This is a genomic window from Gillisia limnaea DSM 15749, assembly GCF_000243235.1.
GTDB lineage: Bacteria > Bacteroidota > Bacteroidia > Flavobacteriales > Flavobacteriaceae > Gillisia > Gillisia limnaea.
Genome location: NZ_JH594606.1, coordinates 3,431,709 through 3,449,551, shown reverse-complemented (window position 1 = coordinate 3,449,551; position 17,843 = coordinate 3,431,709). Strand labels below are relative to the sequence as shown.

Sequence of the window (17,843 nt, the reverse complement as noted above, 5' to 3'; positions counted from 1 at the left end):
AATTAACACTAGGAAAGATTAAGAAAAGATAGTATTCTATTATGCACTAGATTCTAAGCGAGTAATTAGCAAAAAATGATACAATAGCTTAATTAATGACTAAAAAATGGTGATTGTTTATAATTCAAAATACCTTTACAGTACTATGGAAAACAAAAAGAACATTCTACTGGTTGAAGATGATGATTCATTAGGATATTTGCTTACAGAATATCTCCAACTAAAGGGATTTGGTATAACCTGGGCAAAAAATGGAAACCTAGCTATACAAAAATTGGAAAAGGAAAAATTTGATCTTGCCGTGCTGGATGTTATGATGCCAGAAATGGATGGTTTTACATTGGCTGAAAAGATGAAACTTATTTATCCGGAAATTCCATTCATATTTCTTAGCGCAAAATCTCTTAAAATTGATGTTTTGAAAGGATTTTCTAAAGGTGCGGAAGATTATCTTAAAAAACCAATAGATGAGGAAGAGCTTGTAATACGGATTAATATTTTGTTGAAAAACCTTTCTCATCAGGAAATAGAAATTTCAGATAAAGAAGAGATCCATCTTGGAAAATATTCTTATAAACCATACATGCAAACTTTGGAATATGGAAAATCCAAGGTATCCTTAACTTCCAGGGAAAATGAGTTGTTAAGATATTTCGTTTTGAAACCAAATGAAATTTGTACACATAAGGAATTATTGAAAAACATTTGGGGGACAAATGATTATTTTACACGAAGAAGTCTAAATGTATTTGTTTCCCGATTAAGAAAATATCTTGTAAAGGAACCATTGATTAAGATTGAGAATATTCATAATACCGGATTTATTTTCAGGAAACCATAACTTATTTATAAAAATTAAAATAAAAAAAGACCAGCTAAATATTTTTTAGCTGGTCTCTTTTATTGTTATAAAATTAATGTTTAATATCCAGTATTCTGTGTAAGATTAGGATTTGTGATTACTGCGGTTGTAGGAATAGGAAAGAGCACTCTAAAGTCCTCACTAGCATCTTTGTAACCCCACTCTTCAGTAAATTTACCGAAACGAATAAGATCCATTCTTCTCCAATATTCCATATACAATTCTCGTCCACGCTCAGCAAGAAGCGCTTCTTCAGTTAAGGAAGCTAATGGCTCTGCTTCTCTCAAAACTCTTAATTCATTAACCATTGCGAGTGCATCATCGCCTGAAGATCCACCTCTCAAAATCGCTTCCGCTTTCATAAGGTGCGCATCTGCATAACGGAATAATACGGTATGGTTTGCAAAGGCTCCGTTTTCAGGATGGAATTTTATTAATCTAATTCCTGTTACTTCATTATTAACGATCAAACTTGGAAATTCACGGGTAAAAACCAACGGATTTCCAGATCTGTCTGTCATCGCTGCACCAGTTTCGTCATACTGTTGGTTGATAAGAAACCCATAACCAATCCCAAAATGAGAACCGTCTGTAGGTACAAAACCTCTTCTTTCTTCTTGCCCGGAACCTGGTACATTAACCTGAGAGTCTCCTTCAAAAAGATCGTAGAATTCCGATAAAGTTGCAAATCCATTCCACCCACCACCGGTATTGTCGGGAGTGTTTTGTTTGTAGTGTAACCCATTCCAAATTTTCGCACCAACACCAGATGTCGTAAAGAAAATTGTTTCAGAATCTACTGAATCTGTAAAAAGATCAAAATATCCCGCCTGAAGATCAAAGCCATCTGCCTGAATTGCATCAACCAAATCAATAACAGCTGTCATATCAGATGCATTAGGCGTTGCGGAACCAAGATAAATATGCTTGTTTAAAAGGATTTTTGCTTGTAAATAACGTACCGCTGCCTTGGTTGGCCTGTTTAGTTCTGGGCTTGGACCACCAGTTGGCAAAACAGCAAGAGCTTCATTAAGGTCTGTTTCGATAAAAGCTAAAGCTTCTTCTCTGGACATAACCATTGGATTAACATCCGGACCTTCATCCGGTGCTCTAAAAGGTACCTGTCCATAAAGATCTGTTAAAACAAACATTGCAAAGGCTCTTATAAACTTAGCTTGTGCTGCCTGTTCAGGAGAAGGATTACTTCTACTATCTATAATAGCAGTTGAATTAAAAATCATTCGGTTAAAGCTATTCCAGGTTCCTCTCACAAAGTTATGATTAGCATCCCAGGTTTGCGTATGTAAGGTTCTCCATAAACCATTATCACCCCAATCTGTTCCTCTTGTTGGAACTACCATTTCATCTGAAGTAACCTCACTGAGAGCATAAAGGTTTTCCTGCGTTGCAAGCTGATCTCTTAAGCTGTTATAAAGGTCGGTGATGCTTGATTCTGGATCAACTCCTGTAAACTCTCCGGATAAATTTCCGAATCTGGAATCGGTTTCCTCAATTTCCAGGTCTGTACAACCCAATGAACCTACAAGGAAAAGGCCCATAATAATTTTGTAATATTTTATTGTTTTCATAGTATATGTTTTTTTAGAATGTTGCATTTACTCCTAATGTAATGGTCCTTGGTCTTGGGTAAGTTGTATAATCAATTCCCAAAGATGGAATATCGTTAAGAGATTTAGGTACGTTAACCTCAGGATCCAATCCGGAATATCCTGTAATCACAAACAGATTTTGACCAGTTAGGGAAATTCTGAAAGAATTTACGGCCCCATCTTCCTTTAATGGAACATTATATCCAACTGAAACATTTTGCAATCTTACAAAGTCTGCTTTTTCAAGGAACCTTGTAGATACATCGGCAGCATTGGCTGGAGATTCTCCACTGGTAATCACATCCTTGGTTACGTTTTTACCAACACCTATAATCCCAGCTGTAAAGAAAGCATTTGCGGTGTTATTGTAAACGTACTGTCCAAACTGACCTGCTAAAAATGCATTAAAGTCAAAGTTCCCGTAAGTTAAGTAAGTGGATAAACCAGCATTATAGGTAGGTAAGGCACTCTTACCTACAAATTTTTGAACGTCACCTTCTGGATAGATTGTGAAACCATCTTCATCAAACCCACCAAATTCTCTCAGGTAATAAGAAAATAAAGGTCTTCCTCCTGCAAGCAATTGAGCATACGCATTAGATAGCCCATTTCCGTTAATTGCACCGGTTTGAATTAACCCATCAAAATCCTTAACTTCATTCTCATTGTATGCTATGTTGAAACCAAAATTCCAGCTTAAGCCTTCACCCTGAATAATATCATAGTTCAGCGCAAATTCTACCCCCTGGTTTACAACCGAAGCATCCAGGTTTTCAAATGCGAAATCCTGTGGAGTAGGTTGTGCTACTTCTTTTCTTAAAAGAAGATCTGTAGTGTTCTTATAATAAAGATCCAAGGTTCCGTTTAAACGATCTGCAAGAAATCCGAAGTCTAATCCTAGGTTTGCCTGAGAAGTTTCTTCCCATTTAAGATCCGGGTTAGGGAAAGATACCACCTGGGTTCCAGGTACGTTAATATTTCCACCGTTATCAATACCAATTCCAGAATAACGCTCTCTAAATGTAAAGTTACCATATCCTAATCCATCCTGACTACCGGTGATACCGTATCCCAGTCTTAACTTTAAAGTAGAAATATTCTCACTTGTTGAAAGAAAATCTTCCTGATCAATTTTCCAGGCAAAAGCACCGGAAGGGAAATAACCATAACTGTTATTTGGACCAAAACGTGAAGAACCGTCAACTCTTAAAGTAGCCGTGAATAAGTATTTATCAGCGATGGTATAATTAAGTCTCCCAAAAAAGGATTGTAATTCATCTGTAAAATTGAAAAGATCTCCACTAACCGCTTGAAGAGGTACATTCCCCGGAGCCGTTAACATATCTGTAATAAACTCAGGAAACAAACGGTTAACGAATAAACCATCTGCATCATATCCATATTGTTGATAAGGCCCATCAATACCATTTTCAATAATATTGGAAGAATTGATAAGCTGAGAAGCCATTTCATCAAGGTTTGTAGTATTGAAACCAAAACCAGCTACTGTCTTACCTTTTCTAAGGAATGACTGGTAAGAGTAACCAACCAATGCCTCAAATTTAGAATTTTCAAATTCCTTATTGTAATTCAGTGTTAAATCGAACAACGTGTTTTTTGTGTAAAGTTCTCCAAAAGAACCCCTTCCATTACCTGGAGTACCATTGGTAACTCCGGTAATTAAACCTGAAAGAGATTGACTCTTTTCTGAACTGGATTCGTCAAAACCAAGTGTTGCTTTCGCCTGTAAATTTGGCAAGATAGAATATTCAGCAGAAATATTTGCAAGATATCTGTCTGTATGAGCAAGGTCTTGGTAATAAGCCAATACTTGAGAAGGAATTAACTCACCACCTCCACCTGTAGTAAAATCTACATCGGTTGGCCAGGTTGGATTTGCGAAGTAAGATGCTCCCAACAAATCCCCGGTTGATCCTGAGTTGTTACTTATTAATGGTGCAAGGTCATTAACCCTGGAAATAGTACCATTAAAGTCCATTTTTAATTTATCATCAAAAAATCGCTGAGTTAAATTCAATCTTCCGGTGATTCTTTCCTGTTCAGAATTTTCTACAATTCCTAATTGATCTCCGTAAGAAAAGGAAGCCCTTACATTTCCCGAACCATAATTATTAGAATAGGCTAAAGATTGGTTATGTGAAAATGTATTTCTTAGCACTTCATCCTGCCAGTCTGTATCAGATCCAAAATCTAATGCATCGGCATCTCCTCCATACTGAGTTACAGCACTTAAATATTCTTCTCTGTTTAAGAGATCAAACCTTTCAGCAGGAGTAGAATAACTAACACTGGAAGAGAATTCAAATACTCCACCAGCACCAGCCCTACCACTTTTTGTAGTGATAATAACCACTCCATTCGCTCCTCGGGAACCATATATCGCAGTTGCAGAAGCATCTTTTAAAATACTTATGCTCTCAATATCATTTGGATTTAAAAAGTTCAATGGATTTCTCGCAGAACTGGATCCTGCACCTACATCTGCTCCACCGGCTGAGGTATCATCTCCGGCTAACGGAACTCCATCTACCACAAATAGTGGATTGTTATTTGAACGTACTGAAGCAGTACCACGAATTCTAACCTGAATACCTGCTCCTGGCTCACCACTTGATTGTGTGATTTGTACCCCGGCAGATTTTCCCTGGATCAATTGTTCAGGGGAAGAAATAACCCCTTGGTTAAATTCATCTGCCGTTACTACTGAAACTGCTCCCGTTGCATCCTTTATAGATTGAGTTCCATATCCTATAACAACGACCTCGTCAAGACTTGATGCATCTTCATTTAATGTTATATTGATAGTATTTCTACCATTGACAGGTACTTCCTGAGAAATGTATCCCACGAAACTAAATACTAGAACAGCATCCGATGGTACATTTTCTAAAGTATATTCTCCGTCAAAATCTGAAATGGCACCAATATTGGTTCCTTTTACAGCCACGTTAGCGCCCGGTAAAGGACCGTTCGGATCCGAAACGGTTCCCGATACTGTTTGTGCCTGTGCCATTCCAACTAGGAGGAAAGCGCATACAAAAAGCATGTTTCTAAAAATAATTTGCTTCATAAGTTAAAGTTTTAGTTGAGTTTTCAAACGATATATTAATCAAAGTTAAATTTATGTAAATATTTGCTAAACGCGAAGCACTACAACGATATAATTACGAAATCGTTGTAGTGTAGATTTCACTTCCTTTGTGATGATTCGTTATATTTATGGTAGGTTTTCATTAAATATAGTCTTTTATAATAATATATTTAATAAAAGAACAATTTCCCGATCTATTTAGCTTAAAAAGCAAATGAAAAAAAAGGAAATTTAGCCGAAAACTTGTCTAAAAAAAGGCGAAAAATCAATTAATTCAAGAATTTCAATGTGAATAATATGTCATAAAAAGTTAAAAAACCGCATTTTTAAGCTTTTTCAGTTTTTTTTTCTTCATAAATATCCAAAACAGGTACCTTATCTGGGAACTTTTTTACTAAAAAAAAAGGAACTGAGGCAGTTCCCAGTTCCTTTAAAATTATATGTAAAAACAAATATGTTATAAAGCCATCGCCTTGCCATTTCCAAGTTCAGAAACCGGACCACATGCGATATATTGACCCGGAACCGGATCATACCAAAGCACATTTTCACCTATTTCTTCACTTGCTTTCCAAGCCCATATAGCCATTCCCCTAACTTCACTTAAATAAGAATAAGCTCCGGGACCAAAATCCAAATTCTCTGAAGGATCTTTATCTAAAGGATCCTGTGTCTCCGTTTGCCGTTTTAAATAAATTTCTTGTTCTTCAGGAGAAGCTTTTAAGTATTTCTTTACTATTTGTTCGTATTCTTCTGCACTTCCCTTTTCTGGTTCTTTATCAAATTCAGATTTAAATGCAGCGGCAAAAGCATTTGCGCTGTTGTTAAATTTATCCTGTCTTTCACTGGGTGCCACCTGGGCCATATAGGAATCAATAAATTCAGCTATATTCAAATCATTTGCTCCGGGAGTATCCGTCTCAGGAATTATTACGTCCAGTATTTGCTTTAGTATAAAGCCGTTAGATGCCGTTAAAAAAACAGGTTCCCAATCGCTTTTAGGTTCGCTTTTACAGCTTTGTAAAAGGCTAAGTGTACTTGGTCCTACTATTAGTATTCCGGCACCCAAACCGAAGTTTTTTAATGCTTGTCTTCTATTCATAATTATAAAAATTAAGCTTTAGATTTTTTAAAATTCTTTTCAGCGTGATCTGCCGCTCTTGCTGTCATTGCCATATAAGTGAGCGAAGGGTTTTGACATGCAGCAGAGGTCATAAAGGAACCATCGGTAACATACACATTTGGTACATCGTGAACCTGATTATTTCCGTTTAAAACAGAAGTCTTGGGGTCCCTCCCCATTCTGGCTGTTCCCATCTCGTGGATTCCTAAACCTGGCGCTCCTATATCATCATATCCCTGCACATCTTTAAAACCAGCCTTTTCCAACATTGCAACTGCCTGATCTACCATATCTTTTCGCATCTTCAATTCATTCTCCTTGAATTCTGCATCAAAAGTTACTGTGGGCAATCCCCATTCATCCAGCTTATCATAATCCAACGTCATTTTATTTTCATGGTAAGGTAAAGTTTCTCCAAATCCCATCAATCCCATGGTCCAACCTCCTGGTTTAACAATTGCTTCTTTTAATTCCTTACCATATCCGGCTTCAGCTATATCAGCTGCCCAGTCTCCGCGACTTGCGCCACCCTGATATCCGTATCCGCGTATAAAATCAAGATTTTCATTTTCAGAAAGATTTCTGAAACGTGGAAGGTAAATTCCATTGGGTTTTCTTCCTTTATAGTATTGATCTTCAAAACCGTCATATTTACCTGAAGCTCCTGCCTTAAAGTGATGATCCATAACATTATGTCCCAGTTCTCCACTATCATTCCCCATCCCGTTAGGAAATCTGTCTGATTTAGATTGCATCAAAATACTGGTTGATGCAATGGCAGAAGCACATAAGAAAATAACATTTGCTTTGTACTCAATAACTTCCTTAGAGTCCACATCAATTACCTTTACGCCTGTTGCTTTTTTGGTTTCAGGATCATAAATGACTTCACTTACAATTGAATTTGGGCGTAAGGTCATATTTCCTGTGCGCTCGGCAGCAGGTAAGGTTGATGAATTACTGCTAAAATATGCACCGTAAGGACATCCTCGTATACAACGATTCCTGTATTGGCAAGGAGCCCGTCCTTCAAATTTGTCATTATTGGTAATATGTGCTACACGTCCTGCAGTAAGAACTCTGTCCGTGAAATTTTGAGCCATACTCTTTTTAAGATGATCCTCTACGCAATTCAATTCCATTGGAGGAAGGAATTTTCCATCGGGTAATTGGGATAGTCCCAGATTCTCACCACTAATCCCAACAAAGGATTCTACATAATCATACCAAGGGGCAACATCTTTATATCGTACCGGCCAGTCTACAGCGATACCATCTTTTTTATTCGCCTCAAAATCCAGGTCGCTTAATCTGTAACTATGCCTCCCCCACATTATAGATCTTCCTCCAACGTGATATCCACGCATCCAGTCAAATCGTTTCGTTTCATTATAAGGGTGTTTAAGGTCATCTACAAACCAATGTTTACTGGCTTCGTTTACAGTATATCCGGTTCTAGCTTGTTTTAACTGATTTTTAGCCTCTTCTCTGGGAACCTGCCCTTTAAATTTATAATCCCAGGGATCATCATTCATCGTTGGATAATCTTCGATATGTTTTACCATACGTCCTCTTTCTAAAACAAGGGTTTTAAATCCTTTTTCACAAAGTTCTTTTGCGGCCCAACCACCACTAATTCCTGTACCTACTACAATTGCATCATAGGTTTCATTTTCATACATTTTACTCACAGTTCTGGGATTAATTAATTTATCATTTAAGGTATATTGCCAAATATATCAAATTATGTTTATTTTTTTACATCTTTGAAAAAAAGTATACTTTTAAGATTCTTAAAGGTACAAACAAAATAAAAATCTTTAAACAAAAATTCATGACACAAAAATCCCCTAAGATTACTCAATTATTCTTGCTTGCTTTATTTTTTATGGCAAGCTTGACCTCATGTAAAAACAATCAGGAAGCAAAGGAAACTATTGAAACTACCGAAAGCCAAACCGAAAATCAGGAATTGTTTTTCGAAGTTTCTTTGGCTCAGTGGTCCCTTAGCAAACCAATTATTGAAGGTGAAATGGATCCTATGAATTTTGCTCAAAAAGCACAAGAGATGGGTTTTTCAGGAATTGAATATGTTAGTGGACTTTATACTTCAGAAGTTGAAAAAACAAACCTTTCAACTGTTTTGGATACCTTAAAAGCCAGAAGCGAACGATTTAATGTTGAAAATGTTTTGATTATGATAGATGGTGAGGGAGATCTTGCTATTTCAGATGAGGCAGCGAGAAACAAGGCTGTTGAAAATCATAAAAAATGGGTGGATGCCGCTCAGTTCTTAGGAGCTCATTCCATCAGGGTAAATTTATTTGGAAGTGATAATGCTGAAGAATGGAAAGCCAACTCCATAGACGGACTTAGAAAATTAGCAGAATATGCTTCAGGAAAAAATATAAACGTATTAGTTGAAAATCATGGATATCTTTCTTCTAATGCAGCTTTATTGGTGGAAGTAATAGAAGGAGTAAATCTAGCAAATTGTGGAACTCTGCCAGATTTTGGGAATTTTTGTCTTCAACGTGAAGGAGGAGAAAGATGGGATGCAGCTTGTATTGAAGAGTACCCTAAATACCAGGGAGTAGAAGAAATGATGCCGCACGCTAAAGCAGTAAGTGCAAAATCCTATGCTTTTGATGAATCCGGACAGGAAACAACCATAGATTATGGTAAAATGCTGAAAATAGTAAAAGATGCAGGCTATACCGGTTTTATTGGGATTGAATACGAAGGTGAAGAACTCACTGCAGAAGAAGGTATCATGGCCACTAAAGAATTATTAATTGCTGAAGGAAGTAAACTTAACTAGTCTATGAAAAATTTAGTACGCTTTCAGCTTTCAGCAATGATGTTCCTTGAATTTTTTATTTGGGGAGGTTGGTTTGTTACATTAGGAACTTTTTTAGGAAATAATCTTGAAGCGACCGGAACTCAAACCGCCATGGCTTTCTCTACGCAATCCTGGGGAGCAATAATAGCTCCTTTCATTATCGGCCTTATTGCAGACAAATTTTTTAATGCAGAACGCATTCTTGGATTCCTTCATTTAGCCGGAGCTGTCTTATTATTTATGATGTACACCTCTGAAGACTTTGGCACCTTCTACCCTTATATTTTAGGATATATGATTCTTTATATGCCAACTTTAGCATTGGTAAATTCTATTTCCTTCTTCCAAATGAACGATCCCGAAAAACAATTCTCAGGCATACGGGTATTTGGAACCCTGGGATGGATTATTGCAGGCTTAGTTATAAGCCTTGTATTTGCCTGGGATGCTCCGGAAGCTAGAGCAGAAGGAATGTTGAGGAATACCTTTTTAATGGTTGCTATAGCATCTGCAGTTTTGGGATTATTTAGTTTCACCTTACCAAAAACCCCTCCCAGCAGTAAAGGAGAAAAAGTTACACTTTCAGATATTTTAGGTTTGGAAGCACTTGCATTGTTAAAAGGAAGAAATTTTCTGATGTTTTTTATTGCTTCTGTTTTAATCTGTATCCCATTGGCCTTTTATTATCAGAATGCAAACCCATTTTTATCGGAAGTTGGAATGGAAGACCCAACGGCAATGATGACTATTGGCCAAATTTCTGAAGTCCTTTTCCTCCTTTTATTACCGTTTTTCTTTAAGAAATTCGGATTCAAAATCACGCTGCTAGCAGGAATGCTGGCCTGGGCTTTGAGATATTTATTATTCGCATATGGAAATGCAGGAGAATTAGTCTACATGCTCATTATTGGAATAGCCCTTCATGGTATTTGTTACGATTTCTTCTTTGTGGCAGGACAAATTTATACAGACTCTAAAGCAGGTCCAAAAATTAAAAGCGCTGCTCAGGGCTTAATAACCTTAGCAACATACGGAGTGGGAATGCTCATTGGTTTTTATGTAGCAGGATTGATAAGCGATCTATATTTAAATGCAGACGGAAGTCACGATTGGGAACAAATATGGATAGTTCCTGCTGGGTTTGCTTTTGTAGTGATGATCTTATTTGCTATTTTCTTCAAAAATGAAAAGCTTGATAAAAAAGTGATAGAGAAAATTTAATTTTTAAAACTATATTTAATGAGTACCAAAATAAAATTAGGCATACTTGGCGGCGGCGGCGATTCCCTTATAGGGATATTACACAGGGTTGCCTCGACAATGTATGATCAATATGAACTTGTAGGTGGGGTTTTTAATCCGGAACTTAGCGAAAGCATTGCATTTGCAGAAAAAATAGGCATTAGAACCGATAGGATATACAAAGATCTCGACGCTCTTATAAAAGCTGAATCTGCTTTACCCAGAGAGGAAAGAATGCAGGTGGTTTCTATTTTAACCCCGAACTTTCTTCATTTCCCAATGGCGAAATTACTTTTAGAAAACGGGTATAACATAATTTGTGAAAAGCCCCTTACTACAACTCTTGAGGAAGCCAGAATTTTGGAAACCCTTCTGGAAAAATCCAAAACGGTATTTGCAGTAACCTATACCTATACCGGGTATCCTATGATACGTCAAATGAGGGAAATGATCTCGAACGGAGCCATAGGTAAAGTTCAGAAGATAGATGTCCAATACTATCAGGGTTGGATTAACCCAATAATTCATGATGCCGAAAAACGTGCTAATACCTGGCGCTTAAATCCTGAAAAATCAGGAATAAGTTGCTGTGTTGGAGATATAGGGACACACGCATTCGATATGATTGAATACGTAAGTGGTCTTGAAATAAAAGAAGTTTTGGCAGATCTTAATTACCTTTATAAGGATAACGTGATGGATATTGACGGAACAATTTTATTGAGATTTTCAGAATTTGTAAAAGGTGTTATCAGGACCAGCCAGATCGCTACCGGGGAAGAAAATAATTTCACCGTAAGTATATATGGAGAAAAAGCCGGTCTTAAATGGGAACAGGAAAATCCAAATTACTTGTATTTACTTCAGGAAGGCGAGCCCTTACGTGTATTAAAACCCGGACATTCATACAATAGCGAGTTATCCCTGGACGGCACCAAATTACCACCGGGTCATCCCGAAGGGATTTTTGATTCTATGGGTAATATTTATAAAGGAGTTGCCAGAGCTATTAAAAAAGAAAAATATCACCCTGCTGAATTTCCAACTATGAAAGATGGGATACGAGGCGTGAATTTTATAGAAAAAGCTGTAGCTTCTCACCAGCAAGGAAATGTGTGGGTGAAAATTGATGAATAAAATTTAAAGTAAATACAAGATGAAAACTATAAAAGGACCTGCAGTATTTTTAGCGCAGTTTATGGACAACAAACCTCCTTTTAATTCTTTAGAAGGCTTATGTCAATGGGCGGCAGATCTTGGCTATAAAGGTATCCAGATTCCCACCTGGGAAACTTCCCTTATAGATCTAACTAAAGCCGGAGAAAGCAAGGATTATTGCGATGAACTAAAAGGAAAAATTCAATCATACGGTCTGGAGATAACAGAGCTTAGTACGCATTTACAGGGCCAACTGGTTGCCGTACATCCTGCATATGATATTATGTTTGACAATTTTGCTCCTGAAGCTTATAAAAACAATCCTAAAAAAAGAACTGAATGGGCAGTTGCTCAATTAAAAAGCGCAGCCAAAGCCAGCAGACATCTAGACTTAGATGTTCATGGAACCTTTAGCGGTTCTTTATTATGGCACACCGCACATCCCTGGCCTCAACGCCCGGAAGGTTTGGTAGAAATGGGTTTTCAGGAATTAGCTAAACGATGGATGCCAATTTTAAATGAATTTGATGAGCAGGGAGTCGATCTGTGCTATGAGGTACATCCTGGAGAAGATCTTCATGACGGTGTAACTTTTGAACGATTTTTAGATGCCACCAACAATCATAAACGGGTAAATATATTATACGATCCAAGTCATTTTGTACTTCAACAGCTGGATTATATTGAATATATTGATCATTACCACGATTATATAAAAATGTTCCACGTAAAAGATGCAGAATTCAATCCTACCGGAAAAAAGGGAACTTTTGGAGGGTATGGAGACTGGATAGACCGCGCTGGACGTTATCGAAGTCCGGGCGATGGTCAGGTAGATTTTAAAACTATTTTTTCCAAATTAACCCAGTATGGATGTGACGTGTGGGCTGTTATGGAATGGGAGTGTTGTATAAAATCTCCGGAACAGGGAGCCAGGGAAGGTGCTTCTTTTATCCAATCCAATATCATTGAAGCTACGCAAAAGAAATTTGATGATTTTGCCGGAACTGAAATTGATGAAGAAAAATTAAAAAGAATTTTAGGAATTAACTAAACCAATAAATACGTACTTATGAAAAAAACAAGTTTATTAATACTGGCAGTTGCTTTGGTAAGCATTAGCTGTAAAGAAAAAACTGAAAACCAGGAAGAAACTGTGAAAACTGAAAATAGAAGCGATCAGGATGAAAATGATGTAACCACGCTTTTTAATGGCGAAAATCTTGATGGGTGGAAAGCGTATAATTCTGATGAAATTACGCAATGGAAGGTAGAAGATGGTGCCATATCTTTTTCTGCTGCTGAAGGAGAACGCTCCGGGTCTGAAAACCTTATTTCAGAAAAAGAATATACCAATTTTGAACTTTCTTTGGAATGGAAAATTTCTGAAGGCGGGAACAGTGGAATAATGTGGGGAGTTCAGGAAGATGAAAAATTTAATGAACCGTACCTTACAGGGCCGGAAATACAAATATTGGATAACCAAAAGCATCCAGATGCCCAAAATGGTCCAATACGCCAGGCCGGTGCTCTTTATGATATGATTCCTGCTTCTAAAGATGTTACAAAACCTGTAGGAGAATGGAATAATGTCATAATCCGAATAGATCACGAGGCAAATTTAGGATCGGTTACTCTAAATGGTGAAAAAATTACAGAATTTCCGGTTCATGGCGAGGAATGGGATAAAATGGTAGAAGGTTCAAAATTTAGAGACTGGGAAGATTTCGGGAAACATAGAACCGGCCATATAGCCCTTCAGGATCATGATGACAATGTTTGGTTCAGAAACATACAAATCCGAGAGCTTAAATAGGTCATTTTTCATAAAAATTAAAGCTGTAAAAGGATTTCCTGTTACAGCTTTTCTTATTTTAAATAGAAATTAATCTCGTTATTTTCCTTAATTTCATCAAAATTGAATTCTTTAAAATAAATATTCAGCAATGAGCTCAGAAAAAGTTACTTTTAAAAATAAGGAGGGCTATGAACTCCATGGAAAACTGGAATTACCCATAGATCAGGTCCCTCATAATTTTGTTATTTTTGCACATTGCTTTACCTGTAATAAGAATTTTTTTGCGGTTAAGAATATTTGTGATGCGTTAACCGATAAAGGATTTGGTGTTTTGCGTTTTGACTTTACGGGCCTTGGAGAAAGCGAAGGGGAATTTTCAGATTCCAATTTTTCAGGAAATGTAGAAGATCTTCTCTCTGCCGAAGAATTCCTTAAAACCAACTACAAGTCTCCTACCCTATTAATTGGACATTCGTTGGGTGGCGCAGCAGTTTATTTTGCCGCACAAAGCCTTCCAAAAGTAAAGGCAATTGCCACCCTGGGAGCCCCCTCCTCTATAACCCATGTGAGACATCTAATAAAGGACAATATTGAAGAAATAAATAAAAACGGCAAAGCTGTGGTAAATATTGGGGGAAGATCCTTCAGTATAAAAAAACAATTCATAGAAGATCTGGAAAAAAAGGATTTAAAGGAAATTCTTCCTAAACTAAAAAAATCAATTCTTATTCTTCACTCACCACAGGATAACATCGTAGAGGTCAAAAATGCCGAAGAATTATACATTGCCGCGAAACATCCAAAAAGCTTTGTGTCCCTGGAGGGAGCAGATCATTTACTCTCAAACAAAAAAGACTCACAATATGCCGGTAACATAATTGGAAGCTGGGCAACCAGGTATTTGGAAATCCCGGTCCTACATGATTTAGAATCCAAACATGATGTAGCAGCAAATCTTGGAAAGTCAAATTTCACAACAAGGATTAAAGCTGGAAATCATCACTTTGTTGCCGATGAGCCTTTAAGTGCCGGAGGGAATGATTTTGGCCCGGATCCATATCAGCTGCTCGCTGCAGGATTGGCAGCCTGTACTTCTATGACCATTCAAATGTATGCAAGAAGAAAAAAATGGCCACTTGAAACAGTAGAGACCCATATCAATCATCTTAAATCCTATAATCAAGATTGTGAAAATTGTGAAAACTCATCTGCTAAAATAGATACATTCGAAAGGGAAATAGTCCTAATAGGAGCTTTGGATGAAAAACAACAACAGCGTATCCTGCAAATAGCAGATAAATGTCCTGTTCATAAAACCTTGCATTCTAAAGTTCAAATAATTACAACTTTAAAAAAAGCATGATCTGTTTCACTGGTTAACAAAAATATGTATATCCTTCGAGCAAAAACAAGAAATAAAATCTTTAAGATAATAGTTCCATTTTCTTCGGCAATGTTAAGCAAACCTTAATTTTTTGGAGAATCCCAATATTCACTTTACTTTAGAGCAGTTAAATTTTGAAAACCAATCAGAAAAATTATGAAACGAATCCGTATAACATTGTTTTTATGTGCATCACTAGCTATTGTTAGTTGTAAAAATGACAAGAAAGAAAACGATGCAGAAAAGGCTTCTGAAAGTGAAATGTCTCAGGAAACGAACAAAGAAGAAGTTAAAAAAGTAACCTTAACCATAGATCCGAAAAGTGGTAGTAATCTTACAGGCAATGCGGTATTCACACAAGAAAATGGAGAAGTTACGATGACCGCTGTAATTGATGGTTTGGCCGAAGGAATGCACGCAATTCATATTCATGAAAATGCAGATTGCTCTGCAGAAGATGGTTCCTCTGCAGGTGGACATTGGAATCCAACCTTTGAAAAACATGGAAAGTGGGGAGATCCTGCAGGATATCATAAAGGTGATATTGGAAATTTTAAGGTAGATGCAAATGGAAATGGAACCATTACTATGACTACAAATGAGTGGTGTATAGGTTGCGACGATGAAACAAAAAATATCATAGGGAAATCAGTGGTTATTCATGACGGTGTAGATGATTTTACCTCACAACCTTCCGGTAACGCCGGAACAAGGGTAGGATGTGGAACAATTAAATAATTTATTTATATTTTCACTCAAATAATAAAGCAACCTAAGGTTGCTTTATTATTTTCAAGGGAATTTTTTCATATAATCTAGTTATCACCTTACTTCATGCAACAAGACCAATTGATTATAGAACTTCAGTCAGGAAACGAAAAAGCTTTCGAACGCATTTACCAGCTCTATTCTGTTAGCACTTATGGAATAATTTACAGCATCATTCGCGACGAGAAGGTTTCAGAAGAAGTTCTTCAAGATGTATTCCTGAAAATATGGAACAATGCACCAACCTACGATACAAATAAAGGGCGTTTTTTTACCTGGATACTCAATATTGCCCGAAATGCTTCCATAGATAAAATAAGATCTAAAGATTTTAAAAACAAACAACTAAACCTAAAGAGCGATAATTTCGTAGATATATTAGAAGCCAAGAGCAATTCCTCTGGAAAAATAGATGCTATTGGATTACAAAAATATATAGACCTGCTTGAACCCATGTGCAAGAAATTAATCGACCTTTTATTTTTCAAAGGCTTCACCCAAAAAGAAACAGCTGAGGAACTTGACATTCCGTTGGGAACGGTTAAAACCAAAAACCGGGTTTGTATAGATAAATTAAGATCTAACGTACTATAATTATGGATATTAACAAATATATAGAGTCCGGCATATTAGAATTATATGTCTATGGAGCACTCTCTGAATCTGAAAGTTCTGAAGTATCACGCACTTTAAAGGAATATCCTGAAGTAAGGGTTGAAGTTGAAGAAATTGAAAAAGCGCTTCTAACCTTATCCAGTGCTGCAGCACCCTATGACCCTGAATTTTTATTACAGTCATTAAAGGAGAAGTTATCCAGGAGACATAAAGTGATCGATTTACCCAAAAAAGGTACTAACTGGGCCGCCTATATTGGTTGGGCCGCCAGTATCCTTTTCCTTATTGGGCTATTTACATTATTCAATGAAAATAGCGAATTAAGGGAATCTGTTCAGGCCTTACAAGCTGAAAAGATCCAAATGGAAACAGACATCGCAGAAGCTAGAAATAATGCTCAAAAAACACAGGAACTTTTATTTGTTTTAAGAGACAAAAACATCCTGGAAGTTCCGCTTCAGGGACAGTCAATAGCTCCAGATGCCTATGCAACGGCTTATTGGGATAAAGAAAAGAATATAACCTATATAGATGCTAAAGATCTTCCATCTCCTCCCAGAGGAATGGTATATCAGGTTTGGTCTTTAAAGATGGATCCACTAACTCCTAGCAGTATTGGATTATTAGATAAATTTGAGAGTGATGTAAACAAGATATTTCGGTTGGAAAACATAAACATTTCAGAGGGATTTGGGATTACACTGGAACCAGAAGGAGGAAGTACAACCCCTACAATGGAACAACTTTATGCACTGGGAACGGTATCCTCCTAAAATAAATTTATTGATTTTAAAGAATTAAACTGCCCGTTATTGGGCAGCTTTTTTTATAATAGGTCCTTATTCAAACAGGAGGATAAGGCCTCCGCCGAATCTTTTAATGCCAAAATAAAAGAATTCAGAGCTTCGTTTAGAGGTGTCAGAGATGTGAAATTCTTCCTCTATAGACTAACTAAATTATATGCATAATTTTCTAGCTCCCCATAAATATAATTTGATCCATAGCTTGAGTCGGCACGGATTTGCAATGCGTGCCGGGTATAAACAAAAAAGACCCTTACTTTTCCGTAAAGGTCTTTCAAAAAAAAGCCCGCCCAAATGTTCCATTAGGTACGGGCGGGGCGGCGAACCCCGATAGCTTGAGTCGGCGCAGATTTGCAACCGTGCCGGGTATAAACAAAAAAAGACCCTTACTTTTCAGTAAAGGTCTTTCAAAAAAAAAGGGCGGCGACATACTCTCCCACAATACAGCAGTACCATCTGCGCTAACGGGCTTAACTTCTCTGTTCGGAATGGGAAGAGGTGAGCCCCGATGCTATAGCCACCTTAA

14 protein-coding genes and 1 rRNA gene are annotated in these 17,843 nt (G+C 37.1%); 10 read left to right on the top strand and 5 right to left on the bottom strand.

Annotation, left to right across the window (positions count from 1 at the left end; all coding sequences use genetic code 11):
• Nucleotides 1-145 precede the first annotated feature (145 nt).
• The gene (locus tag GILLI_RS17075; protein ID WP_040507152.1) at nucleotides 146-841 is read left to right on the top strand and encodes a response regulator transcription factor; all 696 of its coding nucleotides are present in this window, start codon (nucleotides 146-148) and stop codon (nucleotides 839-841) included.
• 80 nt (nucleotides 842-921) lie between these two features.
• Here the strand turns inward: GILLI_RS17075 and GILLI_RS17070 are convergent, their stop codons facing one another.
• The 4 genes from GILLI_RS17070 to GILLI_RS17055 all read right to left on the bottom strand — a co-directional run bounded on the left by GILLI_RS17070 (nucleotide 922) and on the right by GILLI_RS17055 (nucleotide 8,389).
• Complete coding sequence (locus tag GILLI_RS17070; RefSeq protein WP_006990373.1) at nucleotides 922-2,451, bottom strand: RagB/SusD family nutrient uptake outer membrane protein; 1,530 nt, start codon at nucleotides 2,449-2,451, stop codon at nucleotides 922-924.
• Between the two features lie 13 nt (nucleotides 2,452-2,464).
• The gene (locus tag GILLI_RS17065) at nucleotides 2,465-5,563 is read right to left on the bottom strand and encodes a SusC/RagA family TonB-linked outer membrane protein (RefSeq protein ID WP_006990372.1); all 3,099 of its coding nucleotides are present in this window, start codon (nucleotides 5,561-5,563) and stop codon (nucleotides 2,465-2,467) included.
• Between the two features lie 478 nt (nucleotides 5,564-6,041).
• The gene (locus tag GILLI_RS17060; protein WP_006990371.1) at nucleotides 6,042-6,686 is read right to left on the bottom strand and encodes a gluconate 2-dehydrogenase subunit 3 family protein; all 645 of its coding nucleotides are present in this window, start codon (nucleotides 6,684-6,686) and stop codon (nucleotides 6,042-6,044) included.
• Between the two features lie 11 nt (nucleotides 6,687-6,697).
• Entirely contained in the window at nucleotides 6,698-8,389 is a 1,692-nt protein-coding gene (locus tag GILLI_RS17055; RefSeq protein ID WP_006990370.1) for a GMC oxidoreductase, read from the bottom strand.
• A 152-nt stretch (nucleotides 8,390-8,541) separates the two neighbouring features.
• Here GILLI_RS17055 and GILLI_RS17050 point away from each other — a divergent pair, with 152 nt between their 5' ends.
• The 9 genes from GILLI_RS17050 (at nucleotide 8,542) to GILLI_RS17010 (ending at nucleotide 17,287) form a co-directional block, all read left to right on the top strand.
• Nucleotides 8,542-9,528: a sugar phosphate isomerase/epimerase family protein gene (locus tag GILLI_RS17050; RefSeq protein ID WP_006990369.1), complete on the top strand. Its 987-nt coding sequence runs from the start codon at nucleotides 8,542-8,544 to the stop codon at nucleotides 9,526-9,528.
• A 3-nt stretch (nucleotides 9,529-9,531) separates the two neighbouring features.
• Nucleotides 9,532-10,770 (top strand): nucleoside permease, encoded by a 1,239-nt coding sequence (locus GILLI_RS17045; protein WP_006990368.1) that lies wholly within the window; start codon nucleotides 9,532-9,534, stop codon nucleotides 10,768-10,770.
• Nucleotides 10,771-10,788: 18 nt separating this feature from the next.
• On the top strand, nucleotides 10,789-11,928 hold the full coding sequence (locus GILLI_RS17040; RefSeq protein WP_006990367.1) for a Gfo/Idh/MocA family protein: 1,140 nt from the start codon (nucleotides 10,789-10,791) through the stop codon (nucleotides 11,926-11,928).
• A gap of 19 nt (nucleotides 11,929-11,947) precedes the next feature.
• Nucleotides 11,948-13,003 carry a sugar phosphate isomerase/epimerase family protein gene (locus GILLI_RS17035; RefSeq protein WP_006990366.1) on the top strand — a complete coding sequence of 352 codons (1,056 nt, stop codon included), beginning with the start codon at nucleotides 11,948-11,950 and terminating at the stop codon, nucleotides 13,001-13,003.
• Between the two features lie 18 nt (nucleotides 13,004-13,021).
• Nucleotides 13,022-13,765, top strand: a complete 744-nt coding sequence (locus GILLI_RS17030; RefSeq protein ID WP_006990365.1) for a 3-keto-disaccharide hydrolase — start codon at nucleotides 13,022-13,024, stop codon at nucleotides 13,763-13,765.
• 130 nt (nucleotides 13,766-13,895) lie between these two features.
• Nucleotides 13,896-15,110 (top strand): bifunctional alpha/beta hydrolase/OsmC family protein, encoded by a 1,215-nt coding sequence (locus GILLI_RS17025; RefSeq protein WP_006990364.1) that lies wholly within the window; start codon nucleotides 13,896-13,898, stop codon nucleotides 15,108-15,110.
• Between the two features lie 177 nt (nucleotides 15,111-15,287).
• Entirely contained in the window at nucleotides 15,288-15,869 is a 582-nt protein-coding gene (locus GILLI_RS17020; RefSeq protein WP_006990363.1) for a superoxide dismutase family protein, read from the top strand.
• A 96-nt stretch (nucleotides 15,870-15,965) separates the two neighbouring features.
• A complete protein-coding gene (locus GILLI_RS17015; protein ID WP_006990362.1) occupies nucleotides 15,966-16,493 on the top strand; it encodes an RNA polymerase sigma factor in 528 nt (175 codons plus the stop codon).
• A 2-nt stretch (nucleotides 16,494-16,495) separates the two neighbouring features.
• The gene (locus GILLI_RS17010) at nucleotides 16,496-17,287 is read left to right on the top strand and encodes an anti-sigma factor (RefSeq protein ID WP_006990361.1); all 792 of its coding nucleotides are present in this window, start codon (nucleotides 16,496-16,498) and stop codon (nucleotides 17,285-17,287) included.
• A gap of 445 nt (nucleotides 17,288-17,732) precedes the next feature.
• Here GILLI_RS17010 and rrf read toward each other — a convergent pair.
• A 5S ribosomal RNA gene (rrf, locus tag GILLI_RS17005) occupies nucleotides 17,733-17,842 on the bottom strand.
• Between the last annotated feature and the right edge of the window lies 1 nt (nucleotide 17,843).